The 18227-nt window shown below is 69.6% G+C and carries 17 protein-coding genes; 13 read left to right on the top strand and 4 right to left on the bottom strand.

The window, feature by feature from the left end:
• Positions 1 to 77 precede the first annotated feature (77 nt).
• Both thrS and RS82_RS19410 read left to right on the top strand, forming a co-directional pair.
• On the top strand, positions 78 to 2072 hold the full coding sequence (gene thrS, locus RS82_RS19415; RefSeq protein WP_245619666.1) for a threonine--tRNA ligase: 1995 nt from the start codon (positions 78 to 80) through the stop codon (positions 2070 to 2072).
• A gap of 20 nt (positions 2073 to 2092) precedes the next feature.
• Positions 2093 to 2656 (top strand): HIT family protein, encoded by a 564-nt coding sequence (locus RS82_RS19410; RefSeq protein WP_045302908.1) that lies wholly within the window; start codon positions 2093 to 2095, stop codon positions 2654 to 2656.
• Positions 2657 to 2703: 47 nt separating this feature from the next.
• Here RS82_RS19410 and pdxY read toward each other — a convergent pair whose 3' ends face one another.
• Together pdxY and RS82_RS19400 are read right to left on the bottom strand one after the other, a co-directional pair.
• Positions 2704 to 3555: a pyridoxal kinase PdxY gene (pdxY, locus tag RS82_RS19405; RefSeq protein ID WP_045302906.1), complete on the bottom strand. Its 852-nt coding sequence runs from the start codon at positions 3553 to 3555 to the stop codon at positions 2704 to 2706.
• Between the two features lie 7 nt (positions 3556 to 3562).
• Positions 3563 to 4906 carry an aminotransferase class I/II-fold pyridoxal phosphate-dependent enzyme gene (locus RS82_RS19400; RefSeq protein WP_045302553.1) on the bottom strand — a complete coding sequence of 448 codons (1344 nt, stop codon included), beginning with the start codon at positions 4904 to 4906 and terminating at the stop codon, positions 3563 to 3565.
• Positions 4907 to 5034: 128 nt separating this feature from the next.
• Between RS82_RS19400 and pdxS the strand changes: the two genes are divergently transcribed.
• The 11 genes from pdxS (at position 5035) to RS82_RS19345 (ending at position 15878) form a co-directional block, all read left to right on the top strand.
• Positions 5035 to 5925 (top strand): pyridoxal 5'-phosphate synthase lyase subunit PdxS, encoded by an 891-nt coding sequence (gene pdxS, locus RS82_RS19395; protein ID WP_045302551.1) that lies wholly within the window; start codon positions 5035 to 5037, stop codon positions 5923 to 5925.
• Positions 5919 to 6515 carry a pyridoxal 5'-phosphate synthase glutaminase subunit PdxT gene (gene pdxT, locus RS82_RS19390; RefSeq protein WP_211255983.1) on the top strand — a complete coding sequence of 199 codons (597 nt, stop codon included), beginning with the start codon at positions 5919 to 5921 and terminating at the stop codon, positions 6513 to 6515. Before pdxS ends, pdxT begins: the two co-directional genes overlap by 7 nt.
• 40 nt (positions 6516 to 6555) lie before the next feature.
• Complete coding sequence (locus RS82_RS19385; protein ID WP_045302547.1) at positions 6556 to 7077, top strand: hypothetical protein; 522 nt, start codon at positions 6556 to 6558, stop codon at positions 7075 to 7077.
• 73 nt (positions 7078 to 7150) lie between these two features.
• Positions 7151 to 7912 (top strand): YebC/PmpR family DNA-binding transcriptional regulator, encoded by a 762-nt coding sequence (locus RS82_RS19380; protein WP_045302545.1) that lies wholly within the window; start codon positions 7151 to 7153, stop codon positions 7910 to 7912.
• 77 nt (positions 7913 to 7989) lie between these two features.
• Positions 7990 to 8562, top strand: a complete 573-nt coding sequence (gene ruvC / locus RS82_RS19375) for a crossover junction endodeoxyribonuclease RuvC (protein ID WP_245619665.1) — start codon at positions 7990 to 7992, stop codon at positions 8560 to 8562.
• 62 nt (positions 8563 to 8624) lie between these two features.
• Complete coding sequence (ruvA, locus tag RS82_RS19370) at positions 8625 to 9251, top strand: Holliday junction branch migration protein RuvA (RefSeq protein ID WP_045302542.1); 627 nt, start codon at positions 8625 to 8627, stop codon at positions 9249 to 9251.
• Entirely contained in the window at positions 9244 to 10269 is a 1026-nt protein-coding gene (gene ruvB, locus RS82_RS19365; protein ID WP_045302540.1) for a Holliday junction branch migration DNA helicase RuvB, read from the top strand. Before ruvA ends, ruvB begins: the two co-directional genes overlap by 8 nt.
• An 83-nt stretch (positions 10270 to 10352) precedes the next feature.
• On the top strand, positions 10353 to 10814 hold the full coding sequence (locus tag RS82_RS19360) for a preprotein translocase subunit YajC (RefSeq protein ID WP_045302538.1): 462 nt from the start codon (positions 10353 to 10355) through the stop codon (positions 10812 to 10814).
• Positions 10815 to 10857: 43 nt separating this feature from the next.
• Positions 10858 to 12582, top strand: a complete 1725-nt coding sequence (secD, locus tag RS82_RS19355) for a protein translocase subunit SecD (RefSeq protein ID WP_045302535.1) — start codon at positions 10858 to 10860, stop codon at positions 12580 to 12582.
• Positions 12582 to 13574: a protein translocase subunit SecF gene (gene secF / locus RS82_RS19350; protein WP_045302533.1), complete on the top strand. Its 993-nt coding sequence runs from the start codon at positions 12582 to 12584 to the stop codon at positions 13572 to 13574. The genes secD and secF overlap by 1 nt, the downstream gene beginning before the upstream one ends.
• 54 nt (positions 13575 to 13628) lie before the next feature.
• Entirely contained in the window at positions 13629 to 15878 is a 2250-nt protein-coding gene (locus RS82_RS19345) for a RelA/SpoT family protein (protein WP_045302531.1), read from the top strand.
• Here RS82_RS19345 and RS82_RS19340 read toward each other — a convergent pair.
• Complete coding sequence (locus RS82_RS19340) at positions 15848 to 16414, bottom strand: hypothetical protein (protein ID WP_045302902.1); 567 nt, start codon at positions 16412 to 16414, stop codon at positions 15848 to 15850. The genes RS82_RS19345 and RS82_RS19340 overlap by 31 nt on opposite strands.
• Positions 16415 to 16528: 114 nt before the next feature.
• Positions 16529 to 18169, bottom strand: coding sequence for a DUF349 domain-containing protein (locus RS82_RS19335; RefSeq protein ID WP_211255973.1), 1641 nt, complete (start codon positions 18167 to 18169; stop codon positions 16529 to 16531).
• Positions 18170 to 18227: the final 58 nt, after the last annotated feature.

The raw sequence follows: 18227 nt of genomic DNA, 5'->3' as shown, positions 1-18227 counted from the left end.
GCGCCTGAGCGGGCAGGGCGCGTCGTGCGCCCGAAGCTGAGTAGCCTTGAATCCGAGCCATTCCCAGGAGAGTTTCCGTGACTGACGCTGTGCCCTATCCCGCCGACGGCTTCGCCCTGTTCCCAGACCGCTCCGTGGTCGCACTTCGCGTGAACGGCGAGCTGAAAGACCTCGCGACGGTGGTGGAGGAGACGGATGCCGTCGAGCCCGTCACCATCGACAGCCCCGACGGCCTCGCGATCCTGCGCCACTCCACCGCTCACGTCCTCGCCCAGGCCGTCCAGCGCATCAACCCGCAGGCCGACCTCGGCATCGGCCCGCCCATCACCGACGGCTTCTACTACGACTTCGGCGTGGAGCACCCGTTCACCCCGGAAGACCTCAAAGCCATCGACAAGGAGATGGCACGCATCATCCGCGAGGGTCAGCGCTTCGTCCGCCGTGTCGTCAGCGAGGAGGAGGCGCGGGTCGAGCTCGTGGACGAGCCGTTCAAGCTCGAGCTGATCGGCCTCAAGGGCGGGGGAGCCGACAAGACCGAGGGCGCCTCCGTCGAGGTCGGCGCCGGAGAGCTCACGATCTACGACAACGTCGACCGCGACGGCCAGACGGTCTGGAAGGACCTGTGCCGCGGGCCGCACCTGCCGAACACCCGCATGATCGGCAACGGCTGGGCGCTGCAGCGCATCGCCGGCGCGTACTGGCGCGGCAGCGAGAAGAACCCCCAGCTCCAGCGCATCTACGGCACCGCGTGGCCGACCAAGGATGAGCTGCGCGCCTACCAGAGCCGCCTCGAGGAGGCCGCCAAGCGCGACCACCGCAAGCTCGGCAAGGACCTCGACCTCTTCTCGTTCCCTGACGAGATCGGCTCCGGCCTGTCGGTGTGGCACCCTCGCGGCGGGGTCGTCCGCGGGGAGATGGAACAGCACGCGCGCCGTCGCCACATCGCAGGCGGCTACACGTACGTGTACACCCCGCACATCTCGAAGGAGGACCTGTTCCTCACCTCGAACCACCTCGTCACGTACAAGGAGGGCATGTTCCCGCCCATCGTGATGGACGAGGAGCGCGACGAGCACGGCGAGATCACCAAGCACGGCCAGGACTACTACCTGAAGCCGATGAACTGCCCGATGCACATCCTGATCTACAAGGAGCGCGCGCGCAGCTACCGCGACCTGCCGATGCGTCTCGCCGAGAACGGCACGGTGTACCGCAACGAGCTGTCGGGCGCGCTGCACGGCCTCACCCGCGTGCGCGGCTTCACGCAGGACGACTCGCACCTGTTCGTCACCCCCGAGCAGCTGGAGGAGGAGGCGACCCGAGTCCTCGAGTTCGTCATCTCGATGCTGCGCGACTTCGGCCTCGACGACTTCGAGCTCGAGCTGTCGATGCGCGACGACGAGAAGGACAAGTGGATCGGCTCGGAGGAGTTCTGGGACTACTCGACCAATGCGCTGCGCAACGTCGCGGTCGCGAGCGGTCTCAAGCTCACCGAGGTGCCCGGCGAGGCCGCGTTCTACGGCCCCAAGATCGACCTCAAGACGCGCGACGCGATCGGCCGCACGTGGCAGCTGTCGACCGTGCAGGTCGACCCGAACCTGCCCGAGCGGTTCGAACTCGAGTACACGGACCGCGACGGCCAGAAGAAGCGGCCCATCATGATCCACCGTGCGCTCTTCGGCTCGATCGAGCGGTTCTTCGCGATCCTGCTCGAGCACTACGCCGGCGCCTTCCCGGTGTGGCTGTCGCCCGTCCAGGTCGTCGGCATCCCCGTCGCAGAGGACTTCGCGGACTACCTCGGCGAGGTCATCGACCAGCTGAAGGCGGAGGGCGTCCGCGCGGAGCTCGATCACTCCGACGACCGCATGCAGAAGAAGATCCGCACGCACACCACGCAGAAGGTGCCGCTCCAGCTCATCGCGGGTGCGCAGGACCAGGCCGGCGGCACCGTGTCGTTCCGCTTCCGCGACGGCTCGCAGGAGAACGGCGTGCCGATCGCCGACGCCGTCCGCCGGGTCCGCGAGGCGATCGCCTCCCACGCGCTGGTCAACACGGCGGAGGACTTCGCGTGACTCCTGTCGACGAGCCCGGGATCGGCGGCGCTCCGGATGCGGATGCCGCCGACTCGGCGCTCGTCGACGCCGCGACGCTTCCCGGGGTCCCCGACGAGTTCCAGCGGCTCTGGACGCCGCACCGCATGGCGTACATCCAGGCCGGACCTGAGGTGCTGCGCAAGGAGTGCCCGTTCTGCGAGGCGCCGCGCAAGTCCGACGAGGACGGGCTCATCGTCTTCCGCGGGCGCACGTCGTACGCCCTGCTGAACCTGTTCCCGTACAACTCGGGCCACCTGCTGGTCTGCCCTTATCGTCACATCGCCACGTACGACCAGGCGACCGATGAGGAGGTCGCCGAGATCGGCGAGCTCACCCAGCAGGGCATGCGGGTGCTTCGTCAGGTGTCGCGCTGCGACGGCTTCAACATCGGCATGAACCAGGGCCACGTGGCCGGCGCCGGAGTCGACGAGCACCTGCACCAGCACATCGTGCCGCGCTGGGGATCCGACGCGAACTTCTTCCCGATCATCGCGAAGACGAAGGCGCTGCCGCAGCTCCTCGGCGACGTCCGCCGCGTGGTCTTCGACGCCTGGAACGCCTGACGGAGGGGACGGATGCCGTGGACCGCGGCATCCGTCTCCTGCGGCCGTCAGCGGACCTGGGTGACCTCGAACTGCAGGCGCGGGTTCGCGTATGCCTCCTGCGACTCGACGAGCTGCAGCTCGCGCTCGCCGGACGCGTGCGTGCGCTCCAGCAGGTCGTAGACGCTCGACGTCGTGCGCGCGAGGGCGTCGGCCGCGTCGCCGGTGCGGCGGTAGTGCGCCGTGAAGAGCGCCGCAGTGACGTCGCCCGAGCCGTTGGCCTTCATCGGGATGTGCGGGGTCTGCACGATCCAGGCGCCGTCGTCGGTGACCGCGAGCATCTCGATCGTCCCCTCGGGCCGGTCCGGGCGCTCGACGCTCGTGACGAGGACCGTGCTCGGGCCTGTCGCGCGCGCGAGGTCGGCGGAGGCGAGCGTGGTCTCGAGGTCGGCCGGGTCGGTCTCGGTCAGGAAGCCGAGCTCGAACTGGTTCGGCGTGATGATGTCTGCGGCGGGCACGACGCGGTCGCGCAGCAGCACGGGGATCGCCGGGGCGACGAAGCAGCCCGACTTGGCGTTGCCCATCACCGGGTCGCACGCGTAGATCGCCTCGGGGTTGGCCTGCTTGACGCGGGCGACGGTGTCGAGGATGACGTCGGCGATGCCCTCGCCGCCCTGGTAGCCCGAGAGGATCACGTCGACCTGCGGGAACACGCCGCGCTCCTCGATGCCGGCGATGACGTCGCGCACGTCGTCGGGGCCGATGAGGGGGCCTCGCCACGCGCCGTAGCCGGTGTGGTTCGAGAAGTTCACCGTGTACACCGGCATGACCTCGACGCCGATGCGCTGCAGCGGGAAGACGGCGGCCGAGTTGCCGACATGACCGTAGGCGACGGCTGACTGGATCGAGAGGATCTTCACCGCTCGATCATGCCACTTCGCGTGCGACGAGCCGGCCACCGGCGGCGCGCACGGCGGCGGCGACGTCGACGGCGAGCCGTTCGGCATCGGCGTCGTCGAGATCGTGGACGGTGAGACGGAGCCGGTGCGACGGGCCGTCCTCGCCGATCACGAACTCGTCGCCCGGACGCGCCAGCCAGCCTCGGCGCATCAGCTGCTCCGACACGGCTCGGGCGGGCACCGGCAGCGGGATCCATAGGTTCAGCCCATCGCCGGCGTCGGCCGGGAGCCCCTCGGCGGTGAGGCGCTCGACGAACGCGGCGTTGCGCGCCGCGTAGCACGCGCCGGCGTGACGGATCGCGGCCATGGTGTCGGCATCCGTCACGAGAGCATGGGTGAGGCGCTGCAGCAGGTGACTCACCCACGTCGTGCCGGGGGTGAGGCGCATCGCGAGCCGCTCGGCCGTCTCGGGATCGGATGCCGTGACGGCCAGGCACATGTCGGGTCCGAGGAACTTCGACACCGACCGCACCAGCGCCCAGCGCCGATGGCCGTCGGCGATCAGCGACTGGAACGGCTGCTGCGACAGGAGGGAGAAGTGGTCGTCCTCGATGACGAGGACATAGGGGTGGTCGCGGAGCACGGCGCGGAGCTCTTCCGCGCGGCGGGCAGACAGGCTCGCGCCCGTCGGGTTCTGGGCACGCGGGGTGTGGACCACGGCTCGAACGCCCTGCTCGAGCGCCGCGCGCAGGCCGGCGACAGTCATGCCCTCGTCGTCGACCGGCACCGGCACCGGGCGATAGCCGCCGATGCGCACCGTGTGGATGCTGGTGAGGAAGCACGGGTCCTCGAGTGCCACGGCGTCGTCGCGCGTGAGCGCCTGGGCGAGCAGTCGCTCGACGGCGTCGGCCGCCCCGCTGGTGATGGTGAGACGCAGCTCGGCCGATGCGGGCAGGTCGCCCCGCATCCACTCGCTCGCCCACTGCTCCAGACCCGGATCGATGACCGGCTCGCCGTAGAGGACGGGGCGACCCGCCATCCTCGCGAGGGCGCGCGACAGGTCGGGGATGAGTTCGGGATCGGGGTTGCCGGTGCCGACGTCGCGCAGGACGCTGCCGGCGGCGAAGCCCTCCTGGGCGACGGGGGAGAGGTCGGCGACATGCGTTCCGCCGCGCCCACGGGTGACGATGACGCCCGCCTGGGCGAGCTGCCGGTAGGCCGCGACGACCGTGTTGCGGTTGACGCCGAGCTCGTCGGCCAGAGTCCGGACGGGCGGGAGGACGTCGCCCGGGTGCAGGTCGCCCTGTTCGATGCGCGCACGCAGGCTCTCCGCGATCTCGGATGCCGATCGGCCGCTGATGTCGAGGTTCATGTCCCGCCCTGTGCTGGTCGCCGCCCCGCCGATTGCAGGACGCAGCTCATGCTATCTTTTGGCCTAGGCCAATACCCGCATTGTCCTCACCCGTTGCGCGTCCCGCGCTCCGATCGAAGGGAAACCTCGTGACCACTGCCGACACGGGAACCGACCGCGTCAAGCGCGGCCTCGCCGAGATGCTCAAGGGCGGCGTCATCATGGACGTCGTCACCCCAGACCAGGCGAAGATCGCCGAGGACGCCGGGGCCGTGGCGGTCATGGCCCTCGAGCGCGTGCCCGCCGACATCCGTGCGCAGGGCGGCGTCTCGCGCATGAGCGACCCCGACATGATCGACGGCATCATCGAGGCCGTCTCGATCCCGGTGATGGCCAAGGCCCGCATCGGTCACTTCGTCGAGGCGCAGGTGCTGCAGGAGCTCGGCGTCGACTACATCGACGAGTCCGAGGTGCTCTCGCCCGCCGACTACGTGAACCACATCGACAAGTGGAACTTCACCGTGCCGTTCGTCTGCGGCGCCACCAACCTGGGCGAGGCGCTCCGCCGCATCAACGAGGGCGCCGCGATGATCCGCTCCAAGGGCGAGGCGGGCACCGGCGACGTGTCGGAGGCCACCAAGCACATCCGCAAGATCACGAGCGAGATCAACGTGCTGCGCTCGATGACCAAGGACGAGCTGTACGTCGCAGCGAAGGAGCTGCAGGCCCCGTACGACCTCGTCGCCGAGATCGCGGAGACCGGCAAGCTCCCGGTCGTGCTCTTCGTCGCCGGGGGTGTCGCCACTCCCGCCGACGCCGCGATGATGATGCAGATGGGCGCCGACGGCGTGTTCGTCGGCTCGGGCATCTTCAAGTCGGGCAACCCTGCCGAGCGCGCCGCGGCCATCGTGAAGGCCACCACGTTCTACGACGACCCCAAGGTGATCGCGGACGTGTCGCGCGGGCTCGGCGAGGCCATGGTCGGCATCAACGTCGCCGACCTTCCCGCGCCGCACCGGCTCGCCGAGCGCGGCTGGTGACGACGCCCCGCGTCGGCGTCCTCGCACTGCAAGGCGACGTCCGTGAGCACGTGCGCGTGCTCACGGACCTCGGCGCCCAGGTGAGGAAGGTCCGCCGCCCCGAGGAGCTCGCCGGAGTGGACGGGCTCGTGCTCCCGGGCGGCGAGTCGAGTGTCATCGACAAGCTCTCCCGCGCGTTCGGCATGCGCGAGCCCGTGCGCGAGGCGATCGCCGCGGGGATGCCGGTGTACGGGACGTGCGCCGGCCTCATCCTCCTCGCCGACCGCATCACCGACGGCATCGAGGGCCAGCAGACGTTCGGCGGTCTCGACGTCACGGTGCGCCGCAATGCTTTCGGCAGCCAGGTCGACTCCTTCGAGGTGGACCTCGACATTCCGGCTCTGGGTGAGCCGCCCGCCCACGCCGTGTTCATCCGCGCGCCGCTCGTCGAGCAGGCGGGCGAGCGTGTGGAGCGCCTCGCCGCCCTCGACGACGGGCGCGTCGTCGCGGTGCGGCAGGGCTCGCTCCTCGGAACCTCGTTCCACCCCGAGGTGATGGGGGAGCACCGCTTCCACGCGCTCTTCCTCGACATGGTCCGCGAGCGGGCCTGATCACGGGGCGCACGCGACGCGTCGGAGTAGATTCGCAATCATGACGATCAACGACTGGTGGCGCGAGCACCCCGAGGAGCGCTACTGGATGATCGCCCCCTCCCGCGGCCTCGTCGGCGATGCCCTTTCGGCGCCGAAGGCCGCGGATGATCGCCGGTTCGAGTGGTCGCACGAGCTCGTCGGCTTCACTGAGCCCGGCGACACCCTGTTCGTCTGGGACCGTACGCTGCCGGTGCCCGGCATCGCCGCATGGGGTCGCGTGCTCGGCCCGTTGGGGGAGGAGACCCGCGATCGCCACGGCGACGACCTGCCGCACTGGCGCATGCCCATCAGCGACACCCTGCGTCTCGCCTCGCCGATCACCCTGCCGAGCCTCCGCCGCGTCGGCAACGAGATCGTCACGGTGCGCAACCGGGTGGAGGGGCTCACCGAAGGCCCCGTCTACTTCCCCTTCATCGGCTCGGCCGGGACGCTCGCCCCCGCCCCGGCGTACCTCACGAAGGTCCCGCGCGACCTCGTCGCGCTCCTGTCGTCGCGGTTCGGCTTCGAGTTCGCCCTTTAGAGCGGGGATAAACTAGTCCGTCGGGCGAGGCGTTCACACGCCCGCACCCGACGAGCGTGAATTCAGGAGGACCATGTCCGGGCATTCCAAGTGGGCCACGACCAAGCACAAGAAGGCGGTCATCGACAGTCGCCGTGCCAAGTCGTGGGCGAAGCTCATCAAGAACATCGAGGTTGCGGCCAAGCTCGGCGGACCCGACCTTCAGGGCAACCCGACCCTGTTCGACGCCGTGCTCAAGGCGAAGAAGACGTCGGTCCCGAAGGACAACATCGACCGCGCGATCAAGCGCGGCGCCGGCATCGGCGGCGAGTCCGTCGAGTACTCGTCGATCATGTACGAGGGGTACGGCCCCAACGGCGTCGCCCTCATGATCGAGTGTCTGACCGACAACAAGAACCGCGCCGCGGCCGAGGTGCGCACCGCACTCACCCGCAACGGCGGCACGCTGGCCGACCCCGGCAGCGTCGCGTACAACTTCACCCGCAAGGGGGTCATCGTCGTGGGCGGCGAGGGCACCAGCGAGGACGACGTCATGCTCGCCGTGCTCGAGGCCGGTGCCGAAGAGGTCGAGCCGCACGCGCAGGGCTTCGAGGTCATCACCGAGGCCACCGACCTCGTGACCGTGCGCTCCGCCCTGCAGGACGCCGGCATCGAGTACGAGTCGGCCGACGTCGAGTTCGTGCCGAACCTCAAGGTCGAGGTCGACGCCGACACCGCGCGCAAGGTCTTCCGCCTGATCGACGCCCTCGAGGACAGCGACGACGTCCAGAACGTCTACAGCAACTTCGACCTCACCGCCGAGGTGCAGGCCGAGCTCGAGAACGACGAGGACTGATTCCTCGCAGAACGAGCGGATGCTGCGGCCGGGCGCGCCTGGCCGCAGCATCCGTCTTCCTCGCCTAGCGTGGGGGAGTGGCATCCTCCCGCGGTCGACTGCGCGTGCTCGGAATCGATCCGGGCCTGACGCGCTGCGGTGTCGGCGTCGTCGATGTCGCCCCCGACCGTTCCGCCGTCCTCGTCCACGTCGGCGTCGTGCGGTCCGATCCCGACGCTCCGATCGAGGAGCGGCTCGCGATCATCGCGCGGGGCCTGCGGGCCGTCGTGGACGCGCACGAGCCGGATGTCGTCGCGGTGGAGCGGGTGTTCGCCCAGCACAACCGCGCGACGGTGATGGGGACCGCCCAGGCCAGCGGCATCGCGCTGCTCGTCGCAGGAGAGCGGGGCCTCGCCGCGGCCACGCACACCCCGTCCGAGGTGAAGGCCGCCATCACGGGTTACGGCAACGCCGACAAACGCCAGGTCCAGACCATGGTGGCGCGCGTCCTGCGGCTGGAGGAGCTGCCCAAGCCCGCCGACGCCGCGGATGCCCTCGCGCTCGCCCTCTGCCACGCCTGGCGCGGCGCGCCGGCGCAGGCGGCGGCATCCGGTCCGCTCACCCCCGCACAGCGCGCCTGGGCGGACGCGGAGCGCCTCGCCCGACGGTGATCCTGCGCGTCGCCGTGCGTGTCGCTCGAACAAACGTCCGAACCGCCCCGTAGGCTCGACGCATGATCTCCTCACTCCGCGGCACCGCCGTGCACGTCGATGCGGATGCGGTCGTCGTCGAGGTCGGAGGAGTCGGCCTCCACGTCGCCGTGACCCCGCAAGTCGCGCGCACCACGCACCTGGGTGACACCGTCACACTCCACACCTCGCTCATCGTCCGCGAAGACGCGCTGTCGCTGTTCGGCTTCGAGTCCCGCGAAGAGCTCGTCGTCTTCGGCCAGCTGCTCGGCGTCACGGGCGTGGGCCCGAAGTCGGCACTAGGCGTGCTGGCGACGCTCACGGTCCCGCAGATCGCCGACGCGGTGTCCGCCGACGACGATGCCCCGTTCCGCCGCGTCTCGGGCATCGGCCCGAAGACGGCGAAGCTCATCGTGCTGCAGCTGGCCGGCAAGATCGCGGTGACCCGCCCCGCGGGGTCCGCAGGGACGGATGCCGCGGGCTCCGCCGCCATCCCGGCGCAGGTCGTGCAGGCCCTCATCGGTCTGGGCTGGTCCGAGCGCGTGGCCATCGAAGCCGTCGAGAACGTCGCCGCCGACGCGCCCGAGTCGGATCGATCGTCGGTGCCGGCACTGCTGCGCCGCACGCTCACGACGCTGGGTCCCGCCCGGAAGGAGACGGTGAGTGGCTGACGTGCGCGAAGCCGAAGAGCCGGTCGACGAGTCCGAGCTCGCGATCGAGGGCGCGCTGCGCCCGATGTCGCTGGCCGAGTTCGTCGGCCAGCAGAAGGTGCGCGGCCAGATGCAGCTGCTGCTCGATGCGGCCCGCATCCAGCAGCGACCTGCCGATCACATCCTGCTCTCCGGGCCCCCCGGGCTCGGCAAGACCACGCTCGCGATGATCGTCGCGTACGAGAGCGGGCGCCCGCTGCGGCTGTCCAGCGGCCCCGCGATCCAGCACGCCGGCGACCTCGCTGCACTGCTGTCCAGCCTCACGCCCGGCGAGGTTCTCTTCATCGACGAGGTGCACCGCATGGCGCGCTCCGCCGAAGAGATGCTGTACCTCGCGATGGAGGACTTCCGCATCGACATCATGGTGGGCAAGGGTGCGGGCGCCACGAGCATTCCGCTCGACCTGTCGCCGTTCACCCTCGTCGGCGCGACGACGCGGTCGGGCCTGCTGCCCAACCCGCTGCGCGACCGCTTCGGGTTCACCGCGCACCTCGAGTACTACGAGCCCGAAGAGCTCGAGCGGGTCATCGAGCGCTCCGCGGTCATGCTCGGGGTCTCCGTGCCCCCCGCCGCCCGCGCCGAGATCGCACGACGCTCACGCGGCACGCCCCGCATCGCGAACCGCCTCCTGCGGCGCGTGCGCGACTACCTCGTCGTCCACGGGCGCACGGGCGCCGACATCGCGGCCGTCGATGCGGCGCTCGACCTCTACGATGTCGACCGGATCGGACTCGACCGGCTCGACCGCGCCGTGCTCGATGCCCTGGTGCGCCGGTTCCGCGGGGGCCCGGTGGGCCTCAGCACGCTCGCCGTAGCGGTCGGCGAGGAGCCCGACACCATCGAGTCGGTTGTCGAGCCCTACCTCGTGCGCATCGGCTTCATGGGGCGCACCCCGCGCGGACGCATCGCGATGCCCGAGGCCTACGCACACCTGGGTGTGCCGGCGGCCGACTCGGTGCTCGGATTCGATGACCTATAATCGCTGGAGGTTTACACCCAACTCCTCCCTGCAAGGCAGCGCCGCCCTGGCGCCTGCCTGACCCGAAAGGTGCTTCCAGCTCCATGGACTTCGCTTCCTTCCTGAGCAACTACGGCCTCATCATCCTGCTGGTCGTGCTCCTCGTCTTCATGTTCTGGAGCTCCCGTCGCCGCATGCAGAAGCAGAAGGCCGAGCAGGAGGAGAAGGCCCGTCAGACGGTCCCCGGCTCCGAGGTCCTGCTGCAGGGCGGCCTCTACGGCACGATCGTCTCGTACGACGCCGACAACCTCGACCAGCCGGCGATCGTCGAACTCGCCCCCGGTGTCGAGATCAAGGTGCACAGCCAGGCGATCCTCCGGGTCGTCAACCCGGGCGAGCACGCGGTCACCGAGGACGAGTACCTCGCCGCCGAGGAGAGCCACGCCGAGTACGCCGAGGGCGTCGCCAACGGCGACATCACCTCGATCAGCGACGACCAGAGCTCGGCGGCGGGCAAGGAGAAGACCGACCCCGACGCCGAGACCGGCACCAAGTCGCAGGGCTGACGCCCCTCCGTTCGCCCGTTCGGGCTCTCAAGAAAGCAAAGACGTGGCGACATCCACCCCCGTCCGGCATGCATGGCGCGCACTGACCGGACTCCTCGCGATCACGGCGCTCCTGTTCGGCATCAACGCGCTCGGCGTGTACGTGTTCGGACAGAGCTCCTGGACGCCCGCGCTCGCGCTCGACCTCCAGGGCGGCACGCAGATCGTCCTCGAGGCGCAGACCGAGGACGGCGCTGCTCCGTCCGAAGAGCAGATGCAGCAGGCGGTCACGATCATCCGCCAGCGCGTCGACGCCTCGGGTGTCGGCGAGGCCGATGTCACCACCCAGGGTGGCAACCAGATCGTCGTGCAGATCCCCGGGCAGGCCGACGAGGAGACCCGCAACCGCATCGAGGCATCGGCGCAGCTGCAGCTGCGCGCGGTGCTGTACACGGGCGCGCCGGCGAACACGTTCGTGGGTGATGACGGGAAGGAGACGCCCTACCCGACGCCCGACCCGTCGCTGCAGGCGACGCCGACCACCTCGCCGACGAACGGCAGCGACCTGGCATGGATCACGCCCGCCCTCCAGGCGGAGTTCCAGGCATACGACTGCGCCGATCCCGCGAACGATCCCGCGAATGCGCCGGCCGACGAGCCGCTCATCACCTGTGACGCCGACGGCACGGTCAAGTACATCCTCGGCCCGGTCGAGCTCGACGGCTCGTCGATCGACGACGCCACCTTCGGCCTGCAGCAGAACAACGGCCTGTGGGCGGTCAACCTCTCGTTCGACGCCGAGGGCACCCAGACCTTCGGCGAGATCAGCCAGCGCCTCTACGGCGCAAAGGCTCCGCTGAACCAGTTCGCGTTCGTGCTCGACGGCTATGTCCTGTCGGCTCCGTCGATGAACGGCGTGATCCTCGACGGCAAGCCGAGCATCACGGGCAGCTTCACGCAGGAGACCGCGAAGGTGCTGGCCGACCAGCTGAAGTACGGCGCCCTGCCGCTCAGCTTCACGGTCGAGAGCTCGAACTCGATCTCCGCGACGCTCGGCTCGCAGCAGCTGCAGATCGGCCTCATCGCGGGTCTGATCGGTCTGCTGCTCGTGGCGATCTACTCGCTCATCGTCTATCGCGCGCTGGGCTTCATCATCATCGCCTCGCTCGCGGTGATGGCGGTGCTCACCTACGTCACGCTGTGCATCCTCGCGTGGCGGATGGGCTTCCGCCTCTCGCTCGCCGGTGTCGCGGGTCTGATCGTGACGATCGGCTTCACAGCGGACTCGTTCATCGTCTACTTCGAACGCATCCGCGACGAGCTGCGCGACGGCAAGTCGATCACGGGTGCCGTCGAGGACGGCTGGGGCCGCGCGAAGCGCACGATCTACATCTCGAAGTCGATCAACATCCTCGCCGCCGTGGTGCTGTACATCCTCGCGGACTCCACGGTGAAGGGCTTCGCCTTCACCCTCGGTCTCACGACCGCGATCGACGTCCTGATCTTCATCCTGTTCACCCACCCGGTGCTGCAGCTGCTGGCCCGCACCCGTTTCTTCGGGTCGGGGCATCCGCTGTCCGGACTCGACCCGACCGCGCTCGGCGCCGTCTATCGCGGCCGCGCGCAGTTCCGCGAGCCGGTGCTGGCCACCGGCGCCGCCGGCCGTCGCAACGCCAAGTCCCGCGGTGAAGCCGCACGTCGCCAGACCATCGCCGAGCGCAAACAGGCCGAGCTGGCCGCCGCCGACAGCGCGAAACCCGGCTCGAACGTCAAGGAGGGAGACGACTGATGCGCTCCATGAGCCAGTTCGGCAACGACCTCTACACCGGCAAGACGTCGTTCCCCTTCGTCGGCCGCCGCCGCCTGTGGTTCCTCATCGCGGCGATCCTGGTCCTCGGCTCGGCCCTGGTGCCGCTGCTGCGCCCCATCCAGTTCTCGATCGAGTTCACGGGCGGATCGCAGTTCACGGTGAGCGGCGTCGCGGCACCCATCGACCAGTCGCTCGCCACCGACGCCGTCCACTCGGTCGTCCCGGACGCGACCACGAAGGTCGTCACGATCGGCGACGACGCGGTGCGCGTGCAGACCGACCAGGTGACGGATGCCCAGAGCCGCGAGATCTCTGCGGCCCTCGCCGAGACGTACAACGTGCCCGAGAGCGAAGTCAGCTACGCCTTCATCGGCCCCAGCTGGGGAGCCGACGTCACGCGCCAGTCGCTGTGGGGTCTCGCGATCTTCCTCGCACTGACAGCGATCATCCTGGCGCTGTACTTCCGGACGTGGAAGATGTCGCTCTCCGCGATCATCGGCCTCGTGGACGTCCTCATCATCACGATCGGCGTCTACGCGCTGTTCGGCTTCGAGATCTCGCCCGCCGCCGTGATCGGATTCCTGACGATCCTCTCCTACGCGCTGTACGACACCACCGTCGTCTTCGACAAGATCAGGGAGAACACGAGCGAGGACGGCGAGGTGTCCGGGCGCACGTTCGGCGAGTCGGTCAACCTCGCGGTGAATCAGACTCTCGTGCGCTCGATCAACACGACCGTCGTGGCGATCCTCCCGACCGGCGCCATCCTGTTCATCGGCGTCATCTGGGCAGGCGCGCAGACGCTCACCGACCTGTCGCTGTCGATCTTCGTGGGAACGATCGTGGCCGCCTATTCGACGATCTTCGTCGCGGCGCCGCTGTACTCGCTCCTGCGCGAGAACGAGCCGGCCATCAAGGCCCGCGACGCGCGTGTCGTGGCGGCCCGCGAGCTGGCGGGCACCCCGGCCTGAGGGTCCGCCGCGCGGGCGTAGGATTGTGAGGTCCGGCGGAGGGGAGGGGATCGAGTGACCGAGACCGTCCCCCCCGCCCAATCCTCCTCGCTGCGGCGACTCGTCCCCCGGATCTTCTCGAGGTCAGCCCGCCGCGACGACGTCGAGCAGCTCCTGCGGACGGTGCGCACGCACCACCCCAAGGGCGACCTGTCGATCGTCGAGCGCGCCTACTCGGTGGCCGAGACCGCACACACGGGTCAGCTCCGCCAGAGCGGCGAGCCGTACATCACGCACCCGCTCGCAGTGGCACAGATCCTGGCGGATCTGGGTCTCGGGCCGCGTGCGATCGCGGCGGCGCTCCTGCACGACACCGTCGAGGACACCGAGTACTCGCTGGAGATGCTCACGAGCGAGTTCGGCGACGAAGTCGCCATGCTCGTGGACGGCGTGACGAAGCTCGACAAGGTCAAGTACGGCGAGAGCGCGCAGGCCGAGACGGTCCGCAAGATGATCGTCGCGATGTCCCGCGACATCCGGGTACTGCTGATCAAGCTCGCAGACCGACTGCACAACGCACGCACATGGGGTTTCGTCCCGCCCGAGAAGTCGCGCAAGAAGGCCACCGAGACGCTCGAGATCTACGCGCCGCTCGCGCACCGGCTCGGCATCCAGGCGATCAAGTCCGAACTCGAGGACCTGTCGTTCGCGGTTCTGCACCCGAAGCTGTACGCCGAGATCGAAAGCCTCGTGAAACAGCGCACGCCCCAGCGCGAGCAGTACGTGCAGAACGTCATCGACGCCGTCGACAGCGACCTGCGGGAGCTCCGCATCCGCGGCCGTGTCATGGGCCGCCCCAAGCAGCTGTACTCCGTCTACCAGAAGATGGTCGTCCGCGGCCGCGAGTTCGATGACATCTACGACCTCATCGGCATCCGCGTGCTGGTCGGGAGCGTCCGCGACTGCTACGCCGTCCTCGGCGCGATCCACGCAAGATGGACCCCGCTGCCCGGGCGCTTCAAGGATTACATCGCGACCCCGAAATTCAACCTCTACCAGTCGCTGCATACGACCGTGATCGGCCCCGGCGGCCGCACCGTCGAGATCCAGATCCGCACGCACGAGATGCACCAGCAGGCGGAGTACGGCGTGGCCGCGCACTGGAAGTACAAAGAGCAGATGAACGGCGGCAAGCCGGACTCCAAGTCGGTCGACACCGATATGGCCTGGCTGGCCCACATCTCCGACTGGCAGGCCGAGACCGCGGATCCCGGTGAGTTCCTCGATTCGCTCCGCTTCGAGATCGGCGCCAAAGAGGTCTACGTCTTCACGCCGAAGGGGCGCGTCATCGGCCTGCCCTCCGGCGCGACGCCCGTCGACTTCGCGTACGCGGTGCACACCGAGGTCGGCCACCGCACGATGGGGGCGAAGGTCAACGGCCGCCTCGTGCCGCTCGAATCCGAGCTCAAGAGCGGCGACGTCGTCGAGGTGTTCACGTCGAAGAACCCCGACGCCGGCCCCAGCCAGGACTGGCTCGGATTCGTGCGCAGCACTCGCGCCCGCAACAAGATCCGCGGCTGGTTCACGAAGGAACGCCGCGAGGAGGCGATCGAGCAGGGCAAGGAGTCGATCGCCCGCGCGATGCGGCGGCAGAACCTGCCTCTGCAGCGGCTGATGAGCCAGGACTCGTTCACCGAGGTCGCCCATCAGCTGCGCTACGAGGACGTCTCCGCGCTGTACGCCGCGGTCGGCGAAGGACACGTCTCGACGCAGTCGGTCCTCGAGAAGGTCACGGCGCTCGTCGCGGCGAACGACACCACCACCGGTCCGATCGACCTGCCCGTCGTCGGCAGAGCCCGCGCTCCCCGCAACGGCGATTCCGGCATCCTGGTGCGCGGCGCACCCGACATCCTCGTCAAGCTCGCGAAGTGCTGCACCCCGGTGCCGGGTGATCAGATCGTCGGGTTCGTCACGCGCGGCAGCGGCGTCTCGGTGCACCGCGCCGACTGCACCAATGTCAAGTCGCTCATGGAGGATCCGGAGCGCCTCATCGAGGTCGAGTGGGCCCCCACGACGAAGAGCGTCTTCCTGGTGCAGATCCAGGTCGAGGCGCTCGACCGCTCGGGGCTTCTGAGCGACGTCACGCGCGTGCTCAGCGAACACCACGTCAACATCCTGTCCGCGACGGTCTCGACGTCCAACGACCGGCTGGCTCTGAGCCGCTTCGTCTTCGAGATGGGCGACATCGTCCACCTCGACCGTGTGCTCAACGCCGTGCGCCGGATCGACGCGGTCTACGACGTGTACCGCGTCACGTCGTCCTGACCTTCGGCGACGATCGCCCGGAGGCACGCGAGCGCCGCGCGCTTGTGGGGGAGCGCGCCCGCCTCCAGGCGTGCGATCGCCCGGTATGCGGCATCCGTATCGATCTCCGCGAGAAGTCGGGCGGCTTCGGTGTGCTCGTCGTCGCCCACGCGCGCGAGGTCGGCGAGAGTGCGCTCCGGCGTCGTGACGAGCACGCCGCCGATCAGTTGGAGGTCCTCTCCGGGGACCTGCAGATCGCGGTAGACCACTCGGCGGTCCGGGCGCACGTGCAGGCGGCGCGGCACCGCACGCTGGAGGGTGTGGCGCGACGGCGGCAGCGGCAGGCCGCCGTGCACCCAGGCCGCCGACAGGTGGGTGGCCGCGAGCGTGTCGCCCAGGGTCTCGGCGAGCGAGCCCGCACGCAGCGCCGCCGTCTCGACGGCGTCGGCGGGGATGTACGCGTCGCCGAGCGCGACGAGGTCGCCGTCGAGGCACGCAGCCGTCAGCTCGGCGCGCGAGAGCCGCTCGTCGGCGAAGTAGAGGAAGGGCGATCGCACGGAGGCAGTCTGCCGCACCGCGGATGATCCACGGATGCCGCGGCCGGCCGATTGTGGAGAACCCGGCCGCCGCTCACGCGACGACCGGGTTCGATTCGGCTCAGGCGGGGCTGATCAGCCGCCGAGCGCCTTGAGCCACGTGCGACGGGCCTCGAGCGCGTCGGTCGCGTTGGCGATCGCCTTCTTGTCGCCCGACTTCTTGGCGGCCTCGAGCTCGTCCTCGAGCTTCTGGATCGCGTCGGTGAGCTGGCGCGTCATGTCGTTGGCGCGGGCCTTCTGCTCCGGGTCGTTGCGCTTCCAGTCGGCGTCCTCGCGGGTGCGGAGCGCGTTCTCGACGCGACGCAGCTCATCATCGAGCGAACGCTCGGTGTCGCGCGGGAAGATGCGGCCGATCTCGTCCCACCGTCGCTGGATCCCGGTGAGGATCGAGCGGGCCTTCGCGATGTCGCGTTCGTCGCCGACCGCCTTCGCCTCGTCGAGCAGGGCACGCTTGAGGTCGATCTTCTCGCGGGAGGCTTCGGCGTCCGCCGCCTCGCGCTCGATGCGAGCGCCGTACAGCGCGTCGCCCGCGGCCTTGAAACGGGCCCACAGGGCGTCGTCGACCTTCTTGCCGGCGCGACCCGCGGTCTTCCACTGGTCGAGGAGCTCACGGTAGGCGGGGATCCCGTCCTCGCCCTTGGGCGCGAGGGACTCCGCCTTCTCGACGAGGCGCGTCTTTCGGTCGCGGACGCCCTTGTGCGCCTCATCCAGCTCGGCGTAGAACGCACGGCGGTGCTTGTCGACCGTGGCGCGCGCATCCCGGAAACGCTTCCAGAGCTGCTGCGCCGTCGACTTCGGCAGACGCGGGCCGTTCTGCTGCTGCGACTGCCACTGGTCGAAGAGGGAGTTGAGCTCGCCCGTGGCCTGCTTCCACTGCACAGTGCGCGGGTCGCGGGCGGCAAGGGCCTCGGCCTTCTCGACCAGCTCGGTGCGCGCCTTGACGGCGTCGTCGACGGCTTCGCGTGCCGCGACGGCCTCCGTCGCGGACTCGGCCGCGAGCGTCTCGGTCAGGGCGGCGACGCGGGCGACGAGGCTCGCGAGATCGCCGACTGCGGCGGCCCCGTCGAGCTTGCCGTTGATCGTGCGCGCGGTCGAGCGCAGGTCGGAGGCGGAGGCGCCGCCGCGGCGGTGGCGCACCTCCAGGAGCGTCACCTCGCTCGCGAGGTCTGTGTACTTGCGCTCGAAGTAGGCCAGCGCCTCTTCGGCCGACCCGTCGGGGTACTGCCCGACGACCCGCCAGCCGTCGGCCTCGCGGACCGAGACGGTGCCGTCCTCGTCGACGCGGCCCCACGGCTCGTCGGCGGAGGGCGCGGCCTCGACGGCGACGTCCGCGACCTCGACGGCGACGACCTCGCCGTCCTCGACGACCTCAGCCACCTCGATCACCTCGACCGCGACGACCTCGCCGTCTTCGACGACCTCCACCACGTCGACCTCGACGATCTCGACGTCCGCAGAAGCGGACTCTTCCGCCGGGGTGTCGTCCGACGGCTGCTCGGTCTCGGCGGCGTCGCCGTCCGGAGCGTCGCCGTCCGGAGCGTCGCCGGCCGGAGCTTCGTCGACGGAATCGGATTCCTGGGTGACCGCGGCATCCGCGTCAGCCGTGACATCCGTCGCGGTGGCGGCATCGTCATCGACGGCCGGGGTCTGGTCTTCGTCGGCCCCGGTGGTCTCGGGGGCGTCGGTCTCGGGCTGGAAGTCTGCTGCGGCAGTCACGGGTTGCACCTCATCGCGGCTCGCGCCGTCTGTAGGGAGTAGGACGGCTCACAGCCTA

Origin of the sequence: Microbacterium trichothecenolyticum (assembly GCF_000956465.1) — a bacterium.
Lineage (GTDB): Bacteria > Actinomycetota > Actinomycetes > Actinomycetales > Microbacteriaceae > Microbacterium > Microbacterium trichothecenolyticum.
The sequence above is the reverse complement of the archived record's forward strand: the minus strand, read 5'-3'. Positions and strand labels throughout refer to the sequence as shown.

Excerpts from the sequence above, each read along its gene's own strand:
- RS82_RS19360 (WP_045302538.1), top strand. The coding sequence starts at position 10,353 with ATGGACTTCGCTTCCTTCCTGAGCAACTACGGCCTCATCATCCTGCTG.
- RS82_RS19400 (WP_045302553.1), bottom strand. The coding sequence starts at position 4,906 with ATGAACCTCGACATCAGCGGCCGATCGGCATCCGAGATCGCGGAGAGC.
- RS82_RS19380 (WP_045302545.1), top strand. The coding sequence starts at position 7,151 with ATGTCCGGGCATTCCAAGTGGGCCACGACCAAGCACAAGAAGGCGGTC.
- secF (WP_045302533.1), top strand. The coding sequence starts at position 12,582 with ATGCGCTCCATGAGCCAGTTCGGCAACGACCTCTACACCGGCAAGACG.
- ruvA (WP_045302542.1), top strand. The coding sequence starts at position 8,625 with ATGATCTCCTCACTCCGCGGCACCGCCGTGCACGTCGATGCGGATGCG.
- RS82_RS19385 (WP_045302547.1), top strand. The coding sequence starts at position 6,556 with ATGACGATCAACGACTGGTGGCGCGAGCACCCCGAGGAGCGCTACTGG.